Source organism: Cupriavidus sp. 291-E7, from assembly GCF_057798835.1.
In genome coordinates this window covers 1-14663 of sequence record NZ_JBYOJV010000013.1, presented here as the reverse complement: position 1 = coordinate 14663, position 14663 = coordinate 1, and the positions used below count along the sequence as shown (strand labels likewise).

Annotated in this window: 14 protein-coding genes; 8 read left to right on the top strand and 6 right to left on the bottom strand. The window is 65.2% G+C overall.

Translation table 11 applies throughout. The features are described from left to right. Nucleotides 1–19: 19 nt before the first annotated feature. The 5 genes from AC3FLX_RS21805 (at nt 20) to AC3FLX_RS21785 (ending at nt 6153) form a co-directional block, all read left to right on the top strand. On the top strand, nt 20–895 hold the full coding sequence (locus tag AC3FLX_RS21805) for an amino acid ABC transporter substrate-binding protein (protein WP_488699560.1): 876 nt from the start codon (nt 20–22) through the stop codon (nt 893–895). Between the two features lie 268 nt (nt 896–1163). Beyond that, nucleotides 1164–3470 carry an FdhF/YdeP family oxidoreductase gene (locus tag AC3FLX_RS21800; RefSeq protein ID WP_488699401.1) on the top strand — a complete coding sequence of 769 codons (2307 nt, stop codon included), beginning with the start codon at nt 1164–1166 and terminating at the stop codon, nt 3468–3470. Between the two features lie 28 nt (nt 3471–3498). Continuing rightward, a complete protein-coding gene (gene fdhD, locus AC3FLX_RS21795; RefSeq protein ID WP_488699400.1) occupies nt 3499–4326 on the top strand; it encodes a formate dehydrogenase accessory sulfurtransferase FdhD in 828 nt (275 codons plus the stop codon). A 55-nt stretch (nt 4327–4381) separates the two neighbouring features. Then, nucleotides 4382–5812, top strand: coding sequence for an aminotransferase-like domain-containing protein (locus AC3FLX_RS21790; RefSeq protein WP_488699399.1), 1431 nt, complete (start codon nt 4382–4384; stop codon nt 5810–5812). Further along, complete coding sequence (locus tag AC3FLX_RS21785; RefSeq protein ID WP_488699398.1) at nt 5809–6153, top strand: ArsR family transcriptional regulator; 345 nt, start codon at nt 5809–5811, stop codon at nt 6151–6153. The genes AC3FLX_RS21790 and AC3FLX_RS21785 overlap by 4 nt, the downstream gene beginning before the upstream one ends. Before the next feature lie 33 nt (nt 6154–6186). Here the strand turns inward: AC3FLX_RS21785 and AC3FLX_RS21780 are convergent, their stop codons facing one another. Genes AC3FLX_RS21780 through wrbA form a run of 3 tightly spaced genes read right to left on the bottom strand, consistent with a single transcriptional unit; the run spans nt 6187 to nt 8617 of the window. Continuing rightward, the gene (locus AC3FLX_RS21780; protein ID WP_488699397.1) at nt 6187–7620 is read right to left on the bottom strand and encodes an FAD-binding oxidoreductase; all 1434 of its coding nucleotides are present in this window, start codon (nt 7618–7620) and stop codon (nt 6187–6189) included. A gap of 5 nt (nt 7621–7625) precedes the next feature. Further along, complete coding sequence (locus AC3FLX_RS21775; RefSeq protein ID WP_488699396.1) at nt 7626–8027, bottom strand: DUF2069 domain-containing protein; 402 nt, start codon at nt 8025–8027, stop codon at nt 7626–7628. Then, nucleotides 8024–8617, bottom strand: a complete 594-nt coding sequence (wrbA, locus tag AC3FLX_RS21770; protein ID WP_488699395.1) for an NAD(P)H:quinone oxidoreductase — start codon at nt 8615–8617, stop codon at nt 8024–8026. The genes AC3FLX_RS21775 and wrbA overlap by 4 nt, the downstream gene beginning before the upstream one ends. A gap of 141 nt (nt 8618–8758) precedes the next feature. Between wrbA and AC3FLX_RS21765 the strand changes: the two genes are divergently transcribed. After that, on the top strand, nt 8759–10105 hold the full coding sequence (locus tag AC3FLX_RS21765) for a YihY family inner membrane protein (protein ID WP_488699394.1): 1347 nt from the start codon (nt 8759–8761) through the stop codon (nt 10103–10105). A 26-nt stretch (nt 10106–10131) separates the two neighbouring features. Here the strand turns inward: AC3FLX_RS21765 and AC3FLX_RS21760 are convergent, their stop codons facing one another. From AC3FLX_RS21760 to AC3FLX_RS21750, 3 genes are read right to left on the bottom strand one after another with little or no spacing between them, the layout of a single operon-like run. After that, nucleotides 10132–10449, bottom strand: coding sequence for an Mpo1-like protein (locus AC3FLX_RS21760; protein WP_488699393.1), 318 nt, complete (start codon nt 10447–10449; stop codon nt 10132–10134). Between the two features lie 25 nt (nt 10450–10474). Then, nucleotides 10475–11290 (bottom strand): alpha/beta fold hydrolase, encoded by an 816-nt coding sequence (locus AC3FLX_RS21755; protein WP_488699392.1) that lies wholly within the window; start codon nt 11288–11290, stop codon nt 10475–10477. Then, nucleotides 11290–12609, bottom strand: coding sequence for an O-acetylhomoserine aminocarboxypropyltransferase (locus AC3FLX_RS21750; RefSeq protein ID WP_488699391.1), 1320 nt, complete (start codon nt 12607–12609; stop codon nt 11290–11292). Before AC3FLX_RS21750 ends, AC3FLX_RS21755 begins: the two co-directional genes overlap by 1 nt. A gap of 223 nt (nt 12610–12832) precedes the next feature. On the opposite strand from AC3FLX_RS21750, the gene AC3FLX_RS21745 reads away from it, so the two are divergent. Next, nucleotides 12833–13315 carry a CBS domain-containing protein gene (locus tag AC3FLX_RS21745; RefSeq protein WP_488699390.1) on the top strand — a complete coding sequence of 161 codons (483 nt, stop codon included), beginning with the start codon at nt 12833–12835 and terminating at the stop codon, nt 13313–13315. Between the two features lie 124 nt (nt 13316–13439). Continuing rightward, on the top strand, nt 13440–14660 hold the full coding sequence (locus AC3FLX_RS21740; protein ID WP_488694692.1) for an ISL3 family transposase: 1221 nt from the start codon (nt 13440–13442) through the stop codon (nt 14658–14660). Nucleotides 14661–14663: the final 3 nt, after the last annotated feature.

Below are 14663 nucleotides of genomic sequence, written 5' to 3'. Positions count from 1 at the left end.
GGTGGCATTTGTGGCGCTCATGACGCTGGTGCTGGCCCATGCCCCGGCGGCGCGCGCGCAATCGCAGGATGCCGTGGTGCTGAGCGGCACGCTGAAAAAGGCCAGGGATACCGGTGTGCTGATCATCGGCTATCGGGAATCGTCGCTGCCGTTTTCGTATCTGAATCAGGCCAAGCGCCCGATCGGGTATTCGATCGATGTCTGCCAGGCCATCGTCGATGCCGCGGCGGCGGAAATCAGCCGCGACCTGACCGTGCAGTGGGTGCCGGTGACCTCCGAAAACCGTTTCGATGCCATCACGTCGGGCAAGGCCGACCTGGAATGCGGATCGACCACGCGCAATGCGGAGCGCATGCGCACCGTGGCGTTTTCACCGGTCATCTTCGTGGCGGGTACCAAGCTGATGGTGCCGCGTAATTCACCGATCAGGACGTTCCGCGATCTCAAGGGCAAGACCGTGGTGGCCACGGCCGGCACCACCAACGCCAGTGCCATCGACGATCTTTCCACGCGGTTCAATCTCAACGTGAAACTGATCCGTGCGCGCGATCACGCCGATGCCTTCGAAGTGCTGCGTCACGGCGGCGCCGATGCGTACGCGGGCGACGACGTGCTGCTCTACGGGTTCCTGGCGCACTACAACGCGGCCAAGCAGTTCATCGTGACCAACGAGTTCCTGTCGTACGACCCCTACGGCATCATGCTGCGCCGTGGCGATCCGCAGTTTGCCGCCGTGGTCGACAAGGCTGTGCGTGGGCTGATTACGTCGGGAGAGCTGGAGCGGCTCTACAAGCAGTGGTTCCTCAACAGGCTGCCAACCGGCGAGCGGCTTGGCATTCCGATGAGCGCGCAGCTCGAAGACATCATCCAGGCGACGCCGCAGCAGCCGGAATAGCCAACGGCGCGGCAGTGCCCGCAGTGTGTGGTGGACAGCCGGATTCGTGAGAATTCGGCGCCAATGCACCTGATTCATGCAAATCCGATAAGTACAGATCCATATTTGTGCGCTGCGATGGTGTAAACTGTACTCTTCCGGCTGTACCTGTTCTGTACGTCCATCGGATCACATTCCGGGCCTAGTCTGCTTCCATCGCAGCGAGCGTCCGGATATCACACGGAAAACCGGGCCGGGCACTCGGGCAATTGTTCTGGAAGTCGCCCCCATGAGTACTCCCACGCCCGAAAAGGGTCATATCGCGCCCTATACGCATCCAGCCGCTGGCTGGGGGGCGCTCAAGCAAGTTGCCATCAACCTGGTGAAGGAAAAGGTTGGCGGCGGCAAATACAAGACGCTGTTCAAGCAGAACCAGCCCGACGGCTTTGACTGTCCGGGCTGCGCCTGGCCGGATCGCCAGCATGCGTCGACGTTCGAGTTTTGCGAGAACGGTGTCAAGGCCGTGGCCGCCGAAGCCACCAGCAAGCGCGTGACCAATGAGTTTTTTGCGCAGTACACGGTCACCGAACTGATGCAGCAGTCGGACTACGAGCTTGAGCAGCATGGACGGCTGACCCATCCGGTCCGATATGACGCCGCCACGGACAAGTACGTGCCGCTGGAGTGGGATGCGGCGTTCCGTATGATCGCCGATCACCTGGGCCGCCTGGACAACCCCGATGCGGCCACGTTCTACACGTCGGGCCGCGCCAGCAACGAAGCCGCGTTCCTGTTCCAGTTGTTCGTGCGCATGTACGGCACGAACAACTTCCCCGACTGTTCGAACATGTGCCACGAGGCCACCAGCCGTGGCCTGCCGGTGACGGTGGGCGTGGGCAAGGCCACGGTGCTGCTCGACGACTTCCAGCTGGCCGACACCATCATGGTGTGGGGCCAGAATCCGGCGACCAACCATCCGCGCATGCTCAACGAACTGCGCGATGCCTCGAAGCGCGGCGCGAAGATCATTTCGATCAACCCGCTCAAGGAGCGCGGCCTGGAGCGCTTTGTCAGCCCGCAACACGTTACCGAGATGCTGGGCGGCGGCGGCACCCAGATCGCGTCGATGTTCGTGCGGCCAAAGCTGGCCGGCGACTTCGCGCTGCTGAAGGGTATCGGCAAGCGCGTGATCGAACTCGATGACGAAGCGGTGGCCACGGGCGGCAAGCGTGTGGTCGACGTCGATTTCATCAACGAACATACGGCCGATTTCGAGGCATTCGCCGCCGACCTGCGCGCCGAAAGCTGGGCCGACATCGTGGCCGAATCGGGCGTGACGCGCGAGGATATCGATGCCCTGGCCGACGTCTATGCGACGAGCGAACGCACCATCATGTGCTGGGGCATGGGCCTGACGCAGCACAAGGAGTCGGTGCGCACGATCCAGCTGCTGTCCAACGTGATGATGATGCGCGGCAATATCGGCCGGCCCGGCGCGGGCCTGATGCCGGTGCGCGGCCACTCGAACGTGCAGGGCGACCGCACGATGGGTATCGAGGAACAGCCGGACGACGCATTCCTGGACCGCCTGGGCGCGACGTTCGGCTTCGAGCCGCCGCGCCATCATGGCCAGGACGTGGTGGCCGCCATCAATGCGATGCTGGAAGGCAAGGTCAAGGTGTTCGTGGGCCTGGGCGGCAATTTCTCGATTGCCACGCCCGACACGCCGCGCACCTGGCAAGCCCTGCGCCAGTGCGACCTGACCGTCAATATCGCCACCAAGCTGAACCGCAGCCATCTGGTGATCGGCCGCGATGCGCTGCTGCTGCCGACGCTGGGCCGTACCGAGGTGGACGAGCAGAACGGCGTGCCGCAAGGCGTGACCGTCGAAGACTCGGTCTGCATGGTCCATATCTCGTACGGCATGAACAAGCCGGCGTCGCCGCACCTGATGTCGGAAACGATGATCGTCGCGCGCATGGCCGATGCGGCGCTGGGTTCGAACAAGGTGGACTGGATCTGGTTCGCCCAGGACTACGCGCGCATCCGCGACGCCATCGAAAAAGTCATCCCCGGCTTTGAGCGCTACAACGAGCGCGTGGCCAGGCCGGGCGGCTTCCATCTGACCCCGGCCTCGCGTAACCGCGTATGGCGTACGGCGTCGGGCAAGGCGCAATTCCTGGTCCATGCTATCGACCTCGATACGCCGATCAAACGCGCCCGCGACAAGTATGGCGACGACCTGCTGGTCATGATGACCACGCGCTCGCATGACCAGTACAACACCACGATCTATGGCCTGGATGACCGCTACCGTGGTGTGTTCGGCCTGCGCCGCGTGGTGTTCATCAACCGGGCGGATCGTGAGCGCCTGGGGTTTGCAGAGGGCGAACGCGTAAATATCACGAGCGTCTGGGAAGACGACGTGACGCGCCATGTGCAAGACTTCCTGCTCGTCGACTACGACATTCCCGCCGGTTGCCTGGGTGCCTACTATCCGGAAACCAATCCGCTGGTACCGCTGGAGAGCATTGGCGACCGGTCCGGCACGCCGACGTCGAAGTCGATACCGGTGCTGCTGCAACGCGCCGGGTAACGCCGAAGTCCACCGCAGGGGGTAGTACATGGCAGATCGCGGCTACATCACACGCGAGATTCGACGCCATCAGGGCGATGCCGTCGCGCTGGAAATCGACAACGTTGCCGAGGAGGTGCCGGTGGCGCTGGTCTACAACGGCATCTCGCATGCCGTGATGATGGCCACGCCGCTGGACCTGGAAGCCTTTGCGGTCGGATTCTCGCTGACCGAGGGCATCGTCGACACCGTAAGGGAAATCTACGATGTCGAAGTGGAGCCGGGCTGCGACGGCATCGAGGTGCGCCTGGAGATCAGCCAGCGCGCTTTCATGGCCATGAAGGATCGCCGCCGCACGCTGGCCGGCCGTACCGGCTGCGGCGTGTGCGGCATCGAAAGCCTGGCATTGCTGGATCTGATACCCGAACCGCTGGCGGCACGCGGCATCGCGCCCACCGCGACGATGGTCCGCCAGGCCGCCGATGCGCTGCGTGCCCGGCAGCAATTGATGGCTGCCACCGGCGGGGTTCATGCCGCGGCGTGGTGCGGTCCGGACGGGCGGCTGCAGGCGGTGTTCGAAGATGTGGGGCGCCACAATGCGCTCGACAAGCTGATCGGCCACCTGGCCCGTGCGCGAGAATCGCTTGGCGACGGGTTCGTGTTCCTGTCCAGCCGGGCCAGCTACGAACTCGTGCGCAAGGCCGCCCGGATGCAGATTCCGATGCTGGCAACGATTTCGGCGCCCACCTCGCTGGCCATCCGCATTGCGGAGCAGGCCGGCGTGCGGCTGCTGAGCTTTTGCCGCCAGGATGGCTTCGTCGAATACACTTCGCCTGAAACCGTATTAGCATCGGAACCGCTGGTGGCCGCAGGCTGACGCCTGGGTTGTCCGGCGCATCCCCCGGATAACCCATAAAAAGGCGACAGACCCGTTGGCAACCCTGTACGAAAAGCTCGCGGCCGATATCGAGGCACTGGTGCAGCAGGGCGTGCTGCTGCCCGGCGAGAAAATTCCCTCGGTGCGCCAGGCCGCCCAGCACCATCGTCTTAGCATCACCACGGTGATCCGGGCCTATCTGCTGCTGGAGTCGCGCGGCATTCTGGAAAGCCGGCCGCAGTCGGGCTATTTCGTCCGCGCGCGGCCCGGCGAGCCGGCCATCGACCTGCAGCCGACCCGTCCGGCGATGCGCCCCTCGGCCGTCGACGTCAGCGCGCTGGTCTTGTCCACGCTGCGCTCGATCCGCGCCGACGATGCGGTGCCGCTCGGTTCGCCATACCCGGACCCGAAGCTGTACCCGTGGCAGCGCATCATCCAGTACGCCAATACCATCGGCAAGCGCTATGACAGCTGGAGCGTGCTCGACGACCTGCCGCCCGGGTCGCCGGAGCTGATCCGGCAGATCACGCGCCGCTACCTGGAAAACGGCTACACCGTCGATCCCAACGAAGTCATCGTCACGATCGGCGCCACCGAAGCCATCAACCTGTGCCTGCAGGCCGTGGCAAAGCCCGGCGACACCATCGCCGTGGAATCGCCGACGTACTACGCGATGCTGCACGCCATCGAGCGGCTGGGCATGCGCGCCGTGGAAGTGGCGACCGACCCTGTGGAGGGCATCGACGTGCAGGCGCTGGCCAGGCTGCTCGACGAGCGGCCCGTGGCGGCCTGCATGGTCATGCCGAACTTCCAGAATCCGCTGGGCTTTCAGATGTCGGACGAACGCAAACAGGCGCTGGTGACGCTGCTGACCGAGCGCGACATCCCGGTCATCGAAAACGACGTCTACGGTGAGCTGTACTACGGCGATGTCCATCCGACGTCACTGAAGTCGTACGACACGGCCGGCATCGTGCTGCATTGCTCGTCGTTCTCCAAGACGCTGACCAATGCCTACCGCATCGGCTGGGCGCTGCCCGGACGCTACAAGGAGCAGGTGGAGCGGCTCAAGTTTCTGAACACGCTGACCACGTCGACGATTCCGCAGCTAGCCATCGCCGAGTTCCTGCGCCGCGATGGCTACGACTATCACCTGCGCCGCGTGCGCAAGACCTTTGCGCAGCAGGCCAATATCATGGCGGCGGCGGTGCGGCGCTTCTTTCCGGCCGGCACGCGCGTCTCGCGCCCGGCGGGCGGCTACGTGCTGTGGGTGGAATTGCCCGAGGAAGTGGACGCGATGGCGCTGTATCACGCGGCGCTGGAGCGGCGCATCACGGTGGCGCCCGGCCATATCTTTTCGCCGGTGCCTACCTATACGAACTGCATCCGGCTCAATTACAGCGGCCCGTGGTCGGAAGACATGGAAGCCGCGGTGATCACGCTGGGCAGGCTCGTGGCGACATTACAAGAACGGGAGACGACATGACCGATGATGTGGCTGACGAAACGCCCGGCGACGGCGGCGAGGACGATGGTCTGGACCCCGTGGTGGGCGCCATCCTGCGGACGTTGTGGGACCACCGCCAGGCCGGCACGGAGAAGGACCTGTCCCTGGCGCGGCTGAGCAAACGCGCCAGCGTGCAGATGAGCGTGCTGCGGCGCGTGCTGACCCAGCTCGGCGAGGCCGATCTCGTCGACACGGTCATGGAAGAAGACGGGCGCGGCACGGCGCGCCTGACGGAAGAGGGCGAGACGCTGTGCGGGCAGCTATTCCGTGAAGATTCGGGCGGGAACGAGGGCGGGGGCGACGCGCCGACGGTGCATTGATCGCGCCGGCCGTCACGGACCATCGGTTCGCGGTCAGACCACCTTGCCCGGGTTCATCAGGCCCTGCGGGTCCAGCGCGTGCTTGATGGCGCGCATCATGGCCAGTTCCACTTCGCTCTTGTAGCGGCGGTTTTCCTCGACCTTGAGCTGGCCCAGCCCGTGTTCGGCCGAGATGGACCCGTTGTGCGCCTGTACGCTGTTATGGACGATCAGGTTGATGGCGTCCTGGTGCTTCAGGAACTGGTCGTTATCCACGCCGACAGGCGGCGACACGTTGTAATGCAGGTTGCCGTCGCCGAGATGGCCGAACGTGACCATGCGCGCGCCGGGGAAGGCATCCTGCAGCAGCGTGTCGGTGGTTTCGATGAAATCAGCCACGCGCGAAATCGGTACCGCGATGTCGTGCTTGATGTTCTTGCCTTCTTCCACCTGAGCCATCGGGATATGTTCGCGCAGATTCCAGAAGTCGCGCGATTGCTGTACCGATTCGGCGACCACGGCATCGACGACCACGCCGGCTTCAAACGCGGCCTCCATCATCTTCTCGAAGATGCCGCGCGCGTGCTGCTCGCCTTCGCTATCGGAAAGCTCCAGCAGCACCAGTTGCGGATGGTGCTCGGTGAACGGATAGCGCAGCTGCGGGAAGTGCTTGGTCACCAGCGTCATGCACATCGCCGACATCAGCTCGAAACCGGTGAGCATGGCGCTGGCGTGGGACTGCGCGATGGCCAGCAGCGCCAGCGCGGCGCGCGGACTTTGCACGGCGGCCAGTGCCGTCACGCGCGCACGCGGCGCCGGGAACAGCTTCATGACGGCTGCCGTGATGATGCCGAGCGTACCTTCCGCCCCGATGAAGAGGTCACGCAGGTCGTAGCCGGTGTTGTCCTTGCGCAGCCCGCGCAGGCCGTCCCAGACTTCGCCCCTGGCGTTCACCACTTCCAGGCCCAGGCACAGTTCGCGCGTATTGCCGTAACGCAGCACGGCGGTGCCACCGGCGTTGGTCGAGAGGTTGCCGCCGATCGTGCAGCTGCCCTCGGCCGCAAGGGACAGCGGGAACAGTCGGCCATGTTCGTTGGCGACGTCCTGCAACTGCTGCAGGATCACGCCCGCCTCGACCGTGATGGTGTTGTTGAGCGGGTCCACCTGACGGATGCGGTTCATGCGCTGCAGCGACAGCACCACCACGCCGCGCGCGGCAGCGTCGCCCGCGTGGGGCGTGGCGCCGCCGCACAGGCCGGTGTTGCCGCCCTGCGGCACCACGGCAAGCTTGTGTGCGTGACACGCATGCATGACCGCGGCCACTTCCTCGGTCGAGCCGGGCCGCAGTACCGCCAGCGCGTCACCGGTGTAGCGCTGACGCCAGTCGGTCAGATAGGGCGCCTTGTCGGCCGGTTCGGTCAGCACGTTGTGCGAACCAATGGCGGCACGGCAGAGATCGAGGAACGAGTCGGAATGCGCGGCGGTCATGACGGTCAGGAAGGTTGGGACGATTTGGCGATCGCCTTGGCGCGGCGCTTGTAGGGCCGCAGATAGAGGATCGTGGCGACGAAGAACAGCAGCGTCAGCGCAACTTCTCCCCACGCCAGCCAGGACGACGGCGCGCGGTCGCTGGTCGCGCGCACGATGCCCTCGGTGAAGTAGAGCAGGATCAGCATCGACGACCATTGCATGGTGTAGCGATTGCGCTTCCAAACGCCGCGCAACACCGGCAACAGCAATACGAACTTCAAGACCAGCCACGATCCGCCAGGGCGCAGCGGCGCCAGGAACCATTCCCACGCGATGCATAGCGCGATCAGTGCCAGCAGGCTGGCCAGGCTCAGGCGCCAGAGCGCCGGGCTATGCAGCGTCACGTCGTCGGCAGGCTTCATCATGCGGCGAGCTTCAGTGCCGTCAGCGCAAGGCGGCGGCCCATCGCCGTGGCCAGCGCGGCTTCCTGGTCGGTGACCGGACCGTGGTTGTCCACGTGCGCGTGGTGGCTTGGGCCGTACGGCGTGCCGCCAGCGGTGGTCGTCATCAGGCCGGCTTCGGAATAGGGCAGTCCCACGATCAGCATGCCGTGGTGCAGCAGCGGCAGCATCATCGAGAGCAGCGTGGTTTCCTGGCCGCCGTGCAGGCTGCCCGTCGACGTGAACACGCATGCGGGCTTGCCGGTCAGCGCGCCGGACAGCCACTGGGCGACGGTGCCATCGAGGAAGTACTTCATCGGCGCGGCCATATTGCCGAAGCGGGTGGGGCTGCCCAGGGCGAGCCCGGCACATTCCTCAAGGTCGCGTAACTCGGCGTAGGGGGCGCCCTCGGGCGGGATGTCGGACGCGGTGGCCTCGCATACCGTGGACACCGGCGGCACGGTACGCAGGCGGGCCTGCGCGCCAGGGACGCTTTCGATGCCGGTGGCGATCAGTTCGGCGAGTCTGCGGGTGGCGCCGTGGCGGCTGTAGTAAAGGACGAGGATGTCGGTCATGGATGGGCTGGCGCGGTCGGCGGATGGTCCCGAAAAGAGCGCCGCAAAACGATCCGCGTATTATAGTTGGGGCGCCGCCCGAAGTGCCGCGCCGCCAGCCTCTCGGCTGCATTCATCGAATTCGAAGGAGAAAGCCCCCGCATGTCCGCTGTCCGCATTGCCCGCCTGCGCAGGGAATGGAATCTGCAAAAGGTGCGCGCACTGGCCCGCTACGCACTGCGTCGCGCTGGAGAAAACCGCCTGCCCCAGGTGGCCGCCAGCCTGACCTTCACGACGTTCCTGTCCGTGGTGCCCGTGCTGACTGTGGCCTTCGCGCTGCTGGCGGCATTTCCGGTGTTCCGCGAATTCCGCGGCCAGATCGAGGGTTTCCTGTTCCAGAACCTGATCCCGGGCGGCAACATCAGCGATTCCGTTTCGCGCTACCTCGGCCAGTTTTCGAAGAGCGCCCGCGGACTGACCGCGTTGGGCCTGGGCGGTCTGATGGTGACATCGGTGCTGACGATGCTGACCGTGGAAGACGCGCTCAACGCGATCTGGCGCGTCAAGCGGCGGCGCCCGTTCGCGCAGCGGGTGCTCGTGTTCTGGGCGGTGTTGACGCTGGGGCCGGTGCTGATCGGCGGCAGTCTTTCGGTGAGTTCGTATCTGATCTCGATTTCGATGGGCTACGTCGGCAACCTGCCGTTCGGGCTTGGGCTGCTGGTCAGCCTGATTCCGGTCGCGTTGACCGCGCTGGCCTTCGCCTTCCTGTACATGGCCGTGCCCTATGCGTACGTGGATTGGCGCGACGCGATTTTCGCGGGCATCGTGGCCGCCGTGGCGTTCGAAGTGGCCAAGCGCGCGTTCGGTTATTTCATTACCCATATCCCAACGTACACGGCGGTCTATGGCACCTTCGCGGTGTTGCCGCTGTTCCTGCTCTGGATGTACGTGAGCTGGCTGGTGACGCTGCTGGGGGCGACGATCGCGGCCAACCTGCCAGTGATCCGCGAAGGGCACTGGCGCCGCCGCACGTTCGCGGGCAGCGAGTTTTTCGACGCCCTCGGTGTGCTTTACGTGCTCTATCGCGCGCGCGACGAAGTGCCGCGCAGCATGGGCGAGCTGGACATCGGACGCAGGCTGCGGGTGGAGGCCGACTATCTGGCCGGCCTGCTGGCAAAGCTCAAGGCTATGCATCTGGTGGGCAAGCTGCAGCAGGATAGCGGGCAGGCGCACTGGGCATTGCTGTGCGATCCGTCGCAGGTCACGCTTCGCATGTTGCATGACCGGCTGGTGCTGAACCTGGCACGCCTGCCGCGCACGGCGCTGGCGCAGCAGATGCGGGGCGTGGAGGTGTTGCGCGGCATCCTCGATAATCCGCAGCTCGATCAGCCGCTGGAGGCGGTGTTCAGGCAGCAACCGGGCGAGGCCGGAGATTTTGCGCTCCCCTCCGCCATGAAGTGGGAAAGGGGAGAGGGCGCTGAGGCCCGCCGCGCGACCATCGCGTCCTGATTCGGCAGCAGGACGTCAGTAAGACGTCAGAACGGGATCTTGCCGCGCAGGATGTCCGCGTACATCACCCAGTCCCCCATCAGGCTATAGAACGGGTGCCGGAACGTGGCCGGGCGGTTTTTCTCGAAGCCAAAATGCCCGACCCAGGCAAACGCATAGCCTGATACCACCGCGCCCAGCAACCACCAGGCGTTGCCGGTGACCAGCAGGGCTACCAGGCATAGCAGGGCCAGCGTGGACCCGGCGAAATGCAGCCGCCGGCAGGCGCGGTTGCGGTGCTCGTTCAGATAGAACGGATAGAAATCGGCAAAACTGGCGAATTCCTTCGCGTGGGCCTGGGCCATCGCAGTCTCCTGATTCGTTGTCTTTCTAAAGCGTGGATCTGGCAAAAGCGGCCAGTGCGTCGAGCACTTCGTCGGGCTTTTCGCCCATCAGCGCGTGGCCGGCCGGCACCGTGACGATCCTGGCCTTCGGCATCCTGGCTGCCAGCGCCTGCGCGGCCTTGGGCGAGGTCATCATGTCCTTGGTGCCGACCACGAACAGCGCCGGGCAGGCGATGGCCGCGGCCGCTTCATCGCCGTGCGCGTAGGCATTGCAGGCCGAGAAATCGTTGTGGAACACATGCGCACCGGGGTTGCGCGCACTGACGCGTTCCATCAGGCGTTGACTGCCGCCGTGCATCCATGCGCCGGGACCGGGCGACGATGGCTTGCTGGCCAGGCTGGAAATCGACCACTGGTTGACCATCGCGATGGCTTCCGGCTCGCGGTTCAGCGCTGCATCGAGCAGCGCCTCGGATACCTTCATCGGATAGGCCGTGGCCAGCAGGCCGATGCCGCGCACGGCCGCCGGATGCCGCGCCGCGCATTCGAGCGCGATCAGCGACCCCATGCTGTGGCCGAACACCAGGGCTGGCCCCGTGACCCCGGCCGCCGTGGCAAGCCCCATGACCCAGTCAGCCATCTCTTCGACGGTCTGGAGCGGCGCGCCCTCGCTGCGGTTGTGGCCCGGCAGGTCCACGGCCAGCACCGAAAACCCATGATTGGCGAACCAGCGTGTCTGCAGCGCCCAGACGCTGTGGTCGTTCTGCGCGCCATGAACGAAGATGGCACAGGGCAGGGCCGGGTTGAATGCCTTGCCGCCTGTGTAGGCGTAGGCCTTGCGGCCGGAAACGGTCAGCTCCATTACGGCTTGCCTCCCTTCGCGCTCATCGCTTTTTCCGCCGCCTTGAGGCCACGCTTCAGATCCTCGATCAGGTCGTCGGGGTCTTCCAGTCCGACCGACAGCCGGATCGTGCCTTCGCTGATGCCGGCGGCCTTCAGCGCTGCCGCGTCCATGCGGAAGTGCGTGGTCGATGCCGGATGGATGACCAGCGAGCGTGCGTCGCCCACATTGGCCAGGTGCGAGAACAGGGAAAGGCTTTCGATAAAACGCTGCCCGGCCTGGCGGTCGGCCTTCAGGTTGAAGCTGAACACGGCGCCGCAGCCGCGCGGCAGCAGGCGCTTTGCCAGCTCGTAGTCGGGGTGCGATTCGAGTTCGGGGTAGGCCACGGACTCCACCATCGGATGCGCGGCCAGGCATTGCACCACGCGGCGCGTGTTGTCGACGTGGCGCGCCATGCGCAGCGGCAGTGTCTCGATGCCCTGCAGCAGTTGCCAGGCAGCCATCGGATTCATGCAGGCGCCAAAGTCGCGCAGGCCCTCGCGGCGCGCGCGCAGCAGGAAGGGCGCCACGGTGCTTTCCTCGGTGAACACCATGTTGTGGAAGCCTTCGTACGGCTCCGACAGTTCGGGAAAGCGGCCGGAAGCCTCGAAGTCGAACGTGCCGCCTTCCACGAGCACGCCACCGATGGTGGTGCCGTGGCCGCCCAGGAATTTGGTGGCCGAGTGGTAGAGCAGGCCGGCGCCGAGGTCGAACGGGCGCAGCAGGTACGGCGTGGTGAACGTGGAATCCACCAGCAGCGGAATGCGGTGCTCCTGGCCGATCTGGGCGACCGTTTCGATATCGAGCACGTCCAGTCCGGGGTTGCCGAGCGTCTCGCCGAACAGGAGTTTGGTCTCGGGGCGGATGGCCGCGCGCCACGCATCGATGTCACGCGGATTGACGAAGGTGGTCTCGATGCCGAACCGGCGCAGCGTGTAGTGCAGCAGGTTGTGCGAGCCGCCATAGAGCGCCGTGGATGCCACGATATGGGAGCCGGCCCCCATCAGCGTGGCCACGGCCAGGTGCAGCGCGGCCTGGCCTGAGGCCGTGCCGATGGCCCCCGCGCCGTTTTCCAGTGCGGCCACGCGTTCCTCGAACACGGCCACCGTGGGATTGCTGATGCGCGAGTAGACGTGGCCGGCGCGTTCCATGTTGAACAGCGACGCGGCGTGCTCGCTGTCCCGGAATACGAAAGAGGTGGTCAGGTGGATCGGTGTGGCGCGGGCCCCGGTGGTGGGGTCCGGCGCGGCGCCGGCGTGCAGGGCCAGCGTGTCGAAACGGCTGCCAGACGATGTGGACATGGCGGGAAGGGCCCGGTCGGCCGGGCCGTGTGTGGTTGTCTCCGTCCGGCATCCTAGCACCATGCGCCACACCGGGGACACCGGGAGTTTCCCGCCGCGCGCCCGCCTGGCAGGCCGGCTGGAGGCCGCCCTCGCTTTACTTGAGACGGCGGTTTGGGCTAGCATCGGCCATCGAACCTGAGCCACAGACCCTGCACTACGAGGCAGCCCCGGAGACACCATCATGAAAGTCAGCGACATCCTGCAGATCAAGGGCAACACGCTCTATACCGTCACGCCGGATACTCCGCTGCAGCAGGCGATCGAAACGATGGCCGCGCACGACATCGGCTCGCTCGTAGTCATGGAATACGGCGATCTGGTTGGCATGCTGACCTTCCGCGAAGTCATCGAGATCCTGGCCGCCAACCAGGGCACGCTGGGGCCGAACGGCATCCGCCGGGTCATGGACGACGCGCCGCTGACCTGCACCCCCGAGACCGATGTCAACGAGGTGCGCCGCATGATGCTGGAGCGCCACACGCGCTATCTGCCGGTGCTGGAAAGCCGTACGCTGATGGGAGTGATCTCGTTCTACGACGTGGCCAAGGCCGTGGTGGAAGAACAGAGCTTCGAGAACAAGATGCTCAAGGCGTACATCCGCGACTGGCCCGAAGAGAAGGGACAACCGGAACAACCGGAACAGTCGGAACAGCCGGCTCGCTGAGCCGGGGTAGCTGTCAATCCGGGCCGGCCAACCCTCCTTTTTTTTGGTTCTTCGGAGAATTCCGGGGACTGAATTGCCACATTCCGTATCCTAATGGCCGTTAAGACGGCTGTTGAGGAACGGGATGCTGGATCGGAAGACGCTGCAGGCCTTGGGCTGCTGGGATGGCTACAGGCTGGATCGGGTGGTATGGCCTGAAGGGGAGAGCCGTACGCTGGCGCTGTACTTGAAGCCAGTCAGCAAGGTCATGTACTGCGAGGAATGCGGATCGAAGTGCCGGCAGGTCCATGAAACGGTGGTGCGGCGCGTGCGCGATCTTCCGCTGTTCGAGTACCGGGTGGTGCTGCATGTCCCCCGCAGGCGCGTCTGGTGCGATCAATGCGGGGGGCCGCGACTCGAGCGGCTCGAATGGCTTGGGCGCTACCAGCGTGTCACAGCCAGGCTGGCGCAGGCCTGCGGGCAGTTGCTGCGTCACTGCACGGTGCAGGCCGTGGCGGCTTTCTATGACCTGGGCTGGCATACCGTCAAGACGATCGACAAGGCGCGCCTGCGCGAGGCAGTCGTCGAGCCGGACTGGTCCAGCATCCGCTACCTGGCCATGGACGAATTCGCGCTGCACAAGGGCCATCGCTATGCGACGGTGGTGGTCGATCCGATTGGGCGGCAAGTGCTCTGGATCGGTCAGGGCCGCTCGCGCGAGACGGCGCGCGCCTTCTTTGCGCAACTCCCGGCAGGCGCGGCAGAGCGCATCGAGGCCGTTGCCATCGACATGACGACCGCCTATGAACTGGAGATCCGCGAGCATTGCCCGCAGGCTGAGGTGGTCTTCGACCTCTTCCACGTCGTGGCCAAGTACGGGCGCGAGGTGATCGACCGGGTCCGTGTAGATCAGGCCAACCGCCTGCGGCACGACCGTCCGGCCAGACGGGTACTCAAGTCCACGCGCTGGCTACTGCTGCGCAACAAGGAGAACCTGAGCGACCCTCAAGCCGTGCATCTGAACGAGGTGCTGCAGGCCAATCAGCCGTTGCTGACGGTCTACATCCTGAGAGACGAGCTCAAGCGGCTGTGGTTCTACCGCCGCCCGGGATGGGCGCAAAAGGCGTGGGAGCATTGGTGTGAACAGGCAAGCCAGAGCCGGATTCCGGCTCTCGAACTGTTCGCCCAGCGCCTGAAAGCCTATTGGCACGGCATCATCGCCCGATGCCGGCACCCGCTGAACACGAGCGTCGTAGAGGGCATCAACAACACCATCAAGGTCATCAAGCGTAGGGCCTACGGCTACCGCGACGAGGAATACTTCTTCCTGAAGATCAAGGCTGCCTTCCCCGGAATTCCTCGTTGAACC